Annotated in this window: 8 protein-coding genes, 12 tRNA genes and 1 rRNA gene; 2 read left to right on the forward strand and 19 right to left on the reverse strand. The window is 45.5% G+C overall.

The window, feature by feature from the left end; translation table 11 throughout:
- Positions 1-17 precede the first annotated feature (17 nt).
- The 6 genes from UQ64_RS19595 to UQ64_RS19620 all read right to left on the reverse strand — a co-directional run bounded on the left by UQ64_RS19595 (position 18) and on the right by UQ64_RS19620 (position 3,859).
- Positions 18-440: a phage tail assembly chaperone gene (locus UQ64_RS19595; RefSeq protein WP_042131197.1), complete on the reverse strand. Its 423-nt coding sequence runs from the start codon at positions 438-440 to the stop codon at positions 18-20.
- Between the two features lie 113 nt (positions 441-553).
- A complete protein-coding gene (locus UQ64_RS19600; RefSeq protein ID WP_042131198.1) occupies positions 554-1,024 on the reverse strand; it encodes a phage tail tube protein in 471 nt (156 codons plus the stop codon).
- Position 1,025: 1 nt separating this feature from the next.
- Entirely contained in the window at positions 1,026-2,348 is a 1,323-nt protein-coding gene (locus tag UQ64_RS19605) for a phage tail sheath family protein (protein ID WP_060625191.1), read from the reverse strand.
- A complete protein-coding gene (locus UQ64_RS19610; RefSeq protein WP_060625192.1) occupies positions 2,348-2,527 on the reverse strand; it encodes a hypothetical protein in 180 nt (59 codons plus the stop codon). The genes UQ64_RS19605 and UQ64_RS19610 overlap by 1 nt, the downstream gene beginning before the upstream one ends.
- Entirely contained in the window at positions 2,524-2,937 is a 414-nt protein-coding gene (locus UQ64_RS19615) for a phage tail terminator family protein (protein WP_060625193.1), read from the reverse strand. Before UQ64_RS19615 ends, UQ64_RS19610 begins: the two co-directional genes overlap by 4 nt.
- A 427-nt stretch (positions 2,938-3,364) precedes the next feature.
- Complete coding sequence (locus tag UQ64_RS19620; protein WP_042132515.1) at positions 3,365-3,859, reverse strand: ArpU family phage packaging/lysis transcriptional regulator; 495 nt, start codon at positions 3,857-3,859, stop codon at positions 3,365-3,367.
- A gap of 288 nt (positions 3,860-4,147) precedes the next feature.
- On the opposite strand from UQ64_RS19620, the gene UQ64_RS19625 reads away from it, so the two are divergent.
- A complete protein-coding gene (locus UQ64_RS19625) occupies positions 4,148-4,576 on the forward strand; it encodes a helix-turn-helix domain-containing protein (RefSeq protein WP_060625194.1) in 429 nt (142 codons plus the stop codon).
- A gap of 31 nt (positions 4,577-4,607) precedes the next feature.
- Entirely contained in the window at positions 4,608-5,021 is a 414-nt protein-coding gene (locus UQ64_RS19630) for an ImmA/IrrE family metallo-endopeptidase (RefSeq protein ID WP_060625197.1), read from the forward strand.
- Between the two features lie 101 nt (positions 5,022-5,122).
- On the opposite strand, the gene UQ64_RS19635 is transcribed toward UQ64_RS19630, so the two are convergent.
- The 13 genes from UQ64_RS19635 to rrf form a co-directional block, all read right to left on the reverse strand.
- Positions 5,123-5,196: transfer RNA gene (locus UQ64_RS19635), tRNA-Pro, on the reverse strand.
- 14 nt (positions 5,197-5,210) lie between these two features.
- Positions 5,211-5,284, reverse strand: a tRNA-Gly gene (locus UQ64_RS19640).
- Between the two features lie 12 nt (positions 5,285-5,296).
- A tRNA-Pro gene (locus tag UQ64_RS19645) sits at positions 5,297-5,370 on the reverse strand.
- Between the two features lie 32 nt (positions 5,371-5,402).
- Positions 5,403-5,479 (reverse strand) — tRNA-Arg (locus UQ64_RS19650).
- Positions 5,480-5,487: 8 nt separating this feature from the next.
- A tRNA-Gly gene (locus tag UQ64_RS19655) sits at positions 5,488-5,562 on the reverse strand.
- A gap of 6 nt (positions 5,563-5,568) precedes the next feature.
- Positions 5,569-5,652 (reverse strand) — tRNA-Leu (locus tag UQ64_RS19660).
- Positions 5,653-5,667: 15 nt separating this feature from the next.
- A tRNA-Lys gene (locus tag UQ64_RS19665) sits at positions 5,668-5,740 on the reverse strand.
- A 5-nt stretch (positions 5,741-5,745) separates the two neighbouring features.
- Positions 5,746-5,820: transfer RNA gene (locus UQ64_RS19670), tRNA-Gln, on the reverse strand.
- A gap of 43 nt (positions 5,821-5,863) precedes the next feature.
- Positions 5,864-5,939 (reverse strand) — tRNA-Val (locus tag UQ64_RS19675).
- 40 nt (positions 5,940-5,979) lie between these two features.
- Positions 5,980-6,054 (reverse strand) — tRNA-Glu (locus tag UQ64_RS19680).
- Positions 6,055-6,065: 11 nt separating this feature from the next.
- Positions 6,066-6,141, reverse strand: a tRNA-Thr gene (locus UQ64_RS19685).
- A 1-nt stretch (position 6,142) separates the two neighbouring features.
- Positions 6,143-6,218 (reverse strand) — tRNA-Asn (locus UQ64_RS19690).
- 6 nt (positions 6,219-6,224) lie between these two features.
- A 5S ribosomal RNA gene (rrf, locus tag UQ64_RS19695) occupies positions 6,225-6,322 on the reverse strand; the annotation flags it as partial.

Below are 6,322 nucleotides of genomic sequence, written 5' to 3' on the forward strand. Positions count from 1 at the left end.
GCTGTCGCCCTCGTTGATTAGTTTTTTACTTCATCCACCAGCTCGTTCATATCTGTACCGAAGCCATTCAAGGCCTGTACCCGTTCACCCAGTGCCGCGAATTCACCTGGAAGCAGCATTTTACGCAGCAGCGTTTCGGCACCAAGAACGCCGTAAGAACGCTGTAGCTCAGCATTTTTCAGATCTGGATGCACTACACTTGAAGTCATAAGCTTAGCCATATAATCATTCGGTTCAATCTCGGAGGTATACACTCCGTTCTTGCCTTTTACTTTTCGGGTAGCTGCTTTACGGCATTCCTGATTCTCATCTTCATTCATACTTCGCAGCTTCCAGGCAACCGCATTCCCTTCCTTATCCTTAAAACGCTGCGATACTACAAACTCCTCGGTCGTGTCACATGCTACATTTTGCGCAAAAAACAAACTTAATTCACTCATTGTCTTCCTCCTAAAATAATTTAGTTTCTTCTAGTACTACTAACTAGACAGAGAAGAGACCCGCTGCTCACCTGCACGCCCGGGCCTTACTTGCTCCTATCTAGTTGTCTTTATTATTTTCCGGAGCCTGCCGGAGCGCCAAAAGCTTGGACAATCTGCACGTCTTCAAAGGTAAAGCTCACTTCTTCTTCCAGCGCATCTGATTCTGTATCCAGAGAGGCCATGATGACACTGTCAAGGTTTACGCCTTTTAAAATAATACGTTGTGCTCCCACGCTGGACGATGGATCTTCGTTCGTAACTTCAATATCGAAATACTGATCGACACCTGTATTCATATAATCGAGCATCATCTGGCGGAAACGGCTAGTCATATAAAAAATCGTCATTGAACCGCTGCCCGACCATCCAGTCGCTTTATGTTGAACTCCACGGCGGCCGAGTGTCTTCACTTCTGCCTTTGTTTTTTCTACCGTTGCTTCAAGTGTTTTCACATAGAACATCTCTTCAGTTTGTGTACCAATCACGGCATACGCACGGCCCTCCTGGCCGGAAATCGTATCGCTAGCTTTTAAAAATGCCATCTTAAACCACCTTCACTTTCATATATACTTTTTCTACGGAATCAACTGGCTTCACAGCCACGTCGAGCACAATGCTATCGCTATCGGTACCTGCCACAACGACAACATCGGTCTGCGCATTAAAGCTTTCGATCGCCCCCATATCCTGCAGATCATTCATGTAAGTTGCACATTGTGACCAGAACAGAGCCCGTCCATCTTCATTATTGGCTACCTTACCAATGTAGTAGTTCTCAAAAATACGCTTTAGATCATTCGAAATTCCGTCCAGCACGCGTAGTACACGATTCTTAGAGAACGCTTTGCCTTTATCCGGAGAGAATGCCGTAAACGTGTTAATATCCTGCTCCACAACAGCTCGCCCTCCACTGTAAGTAAAGAGCAGTTCACCTTGCAGCAAAGCTGCAGTCGTCTCAGAATGGCTAAGCCGTACATCCGCGTCAACGGAGTCGTCATAGCCCTGATAAGTCAGCGATTGATTCACCGCAGCAGCAGCCGTAGCACCGGCCACCCAAGCAACGGCATTGTTGTTATCAATCGTAGTTCCGTCACTTAGCACTACCCCATTCTTCACGCTGATCACACCTTCATGACCCGCAGTCGCATAATCCGAGAGTACAGCCTGCACTTTCTTCCCTTCAGTTTCCCGTAGTCTTCTTACCCAAGAGCTATACAGCGCCTTAAGCGTACTATCCTGCGATACTAATCCAACCGTTTGGAACTCAAGCACCTCAAGAGCAGATAAGAAATCGCTGTGAGCGCCATTTGTCACCGTACCATTAGATCCACCAATAAGCGGCATACCTGCGGTTAGCTTCAAGCCTTCTGCTCCATTTTTCTGAAATTGAACATAATCGTTGGCGACTAACTCTTCAGCCGTTCCAACTGTTTGCTTGTTCTGTTCAGTTCCATTAAGCAACGTTTTCACATCAAAAAGTGCATTATTCTCAATATTCTTCTCAATAACAACAGAAAGATCGTTTCCGCGTACACCGCCATATTTAGCCGTTACCTGCAGACCATTGTTCGTGACCGCCGCTTTAACCCCTTCATTCAATCGATAGAGCAGTAACGTTCCCGCACGTTTCAGCGCTTCGCGTACTGGCAGCAATGTTAGATGTTCCAAATCATAACCCAGCAATTTATTTATATCGTCCTGGGCGGTAAGCTTCATGATTACTCCAGGTTCTCCCCAAGATAGAGCAAGTGCCAAAGCTGTAATTCCGCGTTCTCCCATTTTGCCGATGGCACCTTGATTCGATGCTACATTTACGTACACCCCGGGGCGCACTTTGTTTTGAGTTGTCCATGTTCCGCCTGCCATTAGTTCAAAACCTCCTTATTAATAAACAATCCCATAGATTGCTTCGCTTCTTCGATCGTATAATTTTTGTCATCCTGCAAAATAACGTTCAGCACATCCTTTTCCTTAGCCGTAAAAAGCGATGAATTCACAATCTGCTCTTTACCAAAACGATCTCCATTACTCACCTTTGTGCTCATTTCAGTCTTTCTCCTCCTATCATTTGTCCCATCTTAATGGGGTCAGGCTTCTCACTTTGCAAATACACCATATAGTCCGTTGTAAAAAGAGGTCCTTTCCCCTCTCCCCCAGCTTCCCAGGCTTGCCTAGCTACACGAAAGGAGCCACCCTCTTGCTCCATCCCTGCCATTGCCTCACTCAGCTTATCTGCCATTCTCTCAGCTTCCAGCAGACTGCCTTGTTCATAACGGATACCAAAGCGATAGACCGCTAAATATCGGCCTTCCCGCTGCCGATCCAGGGTCGCTGAGATCAGTCCGGGATAAAAATAAGCCGTCTGAGGTTTCTCCCCATTCACATACACAGGCACATCTGGAAAATACCGCTCCAGCGCACTTGTAATGTGTTCTCGTAATTGTTGTACCGACATCACTCCATTCCTTTCTGAACTTCGGCGGTTCGCCGTTCTTTGATGGTGTTAACCTTCAATTGCATTAACATTAAGAAGACACCCCCTCTACTAAAACTAAGAACAAAAAAGGATACTATCCGATGCTGGATAATATCCCTTCTACACTAGGCTAATGCCAAAAGAATCTTTCACCGCTAGATTTGTTCTCATCACCACTAGGGCGGAAGGATTAGCAGAGCATTCATGCTCTTGCGGTGTTCTTTTTGCTTCATTTGCCATGTTATAAATATACACCCCTATTTGCCTTGCAGAGACGGTATACCGACGAGGTTTAAGCTAGCTTTGGGATGGTATAGAGCGGTTTTTCGGAGGAACATATAATCAATAAAAAAGACCGCATCATCCGCTCGGATGACACCGTCTCTTAAGTAACCATCTATATCTCTTAGGTAATACTAACTTTCTCTTTCTTCACTCTAGGTGCTGTTATTAAGGTGTTAAGGGATAGTAGACCAAGATCCGTTAAAGCCAAAGCCATCTTATAAAATGCCTTCGAGCGTATCTTCACGTAAGTGTCCTTACTTACCGGTGGATCAAACACATGATTGTAAATCGTATAATCGTACGTTTCGTCTCTTTTCATATAACGCTCTCTTACTAATTGCTGCTCCCTCGTATCGAGTCTCTCTACCACAGAGTCTATCGCCGAGCAAAAAGCCCTCCTAGCAGCCGGTATATCCACATTATAAGAAGCTATCGCAGCAGTCTGATCAGTAACAGTATTCGTAGGACCATGAAATCTTTCTGTATACGAATAAGTAGTACTGGCTTCCTTAGCCTCAAATGTAACGGTCTTAAAAATACGGTATTTCTCCAACATGCTCTCTATAGCGACCTGGGTTCGGCGACGGTCCAACTCTGGTAAAGCAGATAAGTTCATCATTTTATGCACTCCTTTAGGTTTTAACAGAATGAGATTAAATTGCGGAAGTTTCCTAAGCAATGTGCTAAAATATAAAAGTGTTCGTATTTCTGTTCGTATTTTTCTATAATATACCACTTATCTACCAATCTCGTAAAACCCCGTTTTAGTCTGTTTTGGGCGAAAAAGAATAGCTTTCCCTCCATTATCTTGCCTTTTGGCAATAATATACGCTTTGTTGTTTACCAATTGGCAAAAATGGCTTATATTAATAACATAAGCTTCAGTCTATAAGGAGTGGTTGAGATGAAACAGGAATTTGGGGATTACATGAAACAACTTCGCGAAACGAAGGGACTCACTATTAATCAATTGGCAGAAGCAGCGGGGATTAGCGGATCACAGATTTCACGGATTGAAAATGGTCTAAGAGGAGTGCCTAAGCCAACTACATTACGCAAAATAGCAGAGGCTACAGGCGTCCCGTACGAGGAGCTAATGGATCAAGCGGGGTATTTGCAGGAACAGGCTCTTCCAAGCGAAGAGATCGTCCCAGAGTGGGCTACAAGCAAGGATAAGCGTGACTTCCGTAAAATGCTGGAGGATGATGGAGAGCTGATGTTTGATGGGATTCCATTAGACAAGGAAGACAAGCAGAGGATAAAAGATGTATTGACCGGCTTATTCTGGGAAGCCAAACAGATGAACAAGAGAAATAAATCCAACAACACTTAATAACTACACTAACATGCTGCAGGTGAAGAATATGGATGAACTGATTAATAATCTGATTAAAAAATATAAAACCAACTGTCCGTTCGAGCTGGCCTCAGCGCTAGGCATTCACATTCGTTTCATGAACCTTGGGACAGGCACAAAGGGATTATATTACCGAAAACTAAGAAGAAGATTTATCGTCATTCATAATGAGTTGCCAGTTGAGTGGCAGCGCTTCGTTTGTGCGCATGAATTAGGACATGATCGTCTTCATAAGGGGATTAACCGCTTTTTTCTAGAGGAAAGCTCCTACTTCTCTCCTGGCAAGCTTGAACGTCAAGCTAATGTCTTTGCTGTAAAGCTACTATCCACAGGCAGCAATCCTGAGCAAGAAGAATCATGGAAAAGTTACTATCTACGGATTGGCATTCCACCAGAATTTCAATTTCTTTTGGAAGAATGATTGAGCATATGTTATATGAATTTAAGCGTATTTTAATTCTATACATAACAAAAAAAGCTCTTACCGAAGTAAGAGCTTTCTAAGAGCGTTTAAGCTGAGTATCGGGATGACACGATTTGAACATGCGACCCCCTGGTCCCAAACCAGGTGCTCTACCAAGCTGAGCTACATCCCGTTACTATAAAATTATGGAGCGGGTGATGGGAATCGAACCCACGCTATCAGCTTGGAAGGCTGAAGTTCTACCATTGAACTACACCCGCAAAGGTGAAAAATCGGGATGACACGATTTGAACATGCGACCCCCTGGTCCCAAACCAGGTGCTCTACCAAGCTGAGCTACATCCCGTTAAAAAATACTATAATTGCTTAATAAAAAAATGGCGCGCCCTGAGAGATTCGAACTCCCGGCCTTTTGATTCGTAGTCAAACGCTCTATCCAGCTGAGCTAAGGGCGCAAAAATTATGGAGCGGACGACGGGAATCGAACCCGCGACCCTCGCCTTGGCAAGGCGATGCTCTACCGCTGAGCCACGTCCGCAATAAGTGGTGCGCGTGAAGGGACTTGAACCCCCACGTCGTGAAACGCCAGATCCTAAGTCTGGTGCGTCTGCCATTCCGCCACACGCGCATGTAATAATAAAAGTGAGCCATGAAGGATTCGAACCTTCGACACCCTGATTAAAAGTCAGGTGCTCTACCAGCTGAGCTAATGGCTCGCACTTGGCTGGGGATATAGGATTTGAACCTATGCATGACGGAGTCAAAGTCCGTTGCCTTACCGCTTGGCTAATCCCCATTGATGGTACCTCTATGTTACCCATAATCTCTTAGGAAGATCATGGTGGAGGCTGAGGGGATCGAACCCCCGACCCTCTGCTTGTAAGGCAGATGCTCTCCCAGCTGAGCTAAGCCTCCATATCTATGGGACCCTCTAAGGGTAAGTACAAGTAAAAGTTGGTGACCCGTATGGGATTCGAACCCATGTTACCTCCGTGAAAGGGAGGTGTCTTAACCCCTTGACCAACGGGCCTTGCAAATCTGTGGAGCTCTCAACCGGATTCGAACCGGTGACCTCTTCCTTACCATGGAAGCACTCTACCTGCTGAGCTATGAGAGCATGGCTCCCCGAACAGGACTCGAACCTGTGACAACTCGATTAACAGTCGAGTGCTCTACCAACTGAGCTATCAGGGAATATCCGCTTGGCAACGTCCTACTCTCCCAGGACCCTTCGGTCCAAGTACCATCGGCGCTGGAGGGCTTAACGGTCGTGTTCGGGATGGGTACGCGTGGAACCC

It is taken from the genome of Paenibacillus etheri (assembly GCF_001012825.1).
GTDB classification, from domain to species: Bacteria; Bacillota; Bacilli; order Paenibacillales; family Paenibacillaceae; genus Paenibacillus_AQ; species Paenibacillus_AQ etheri.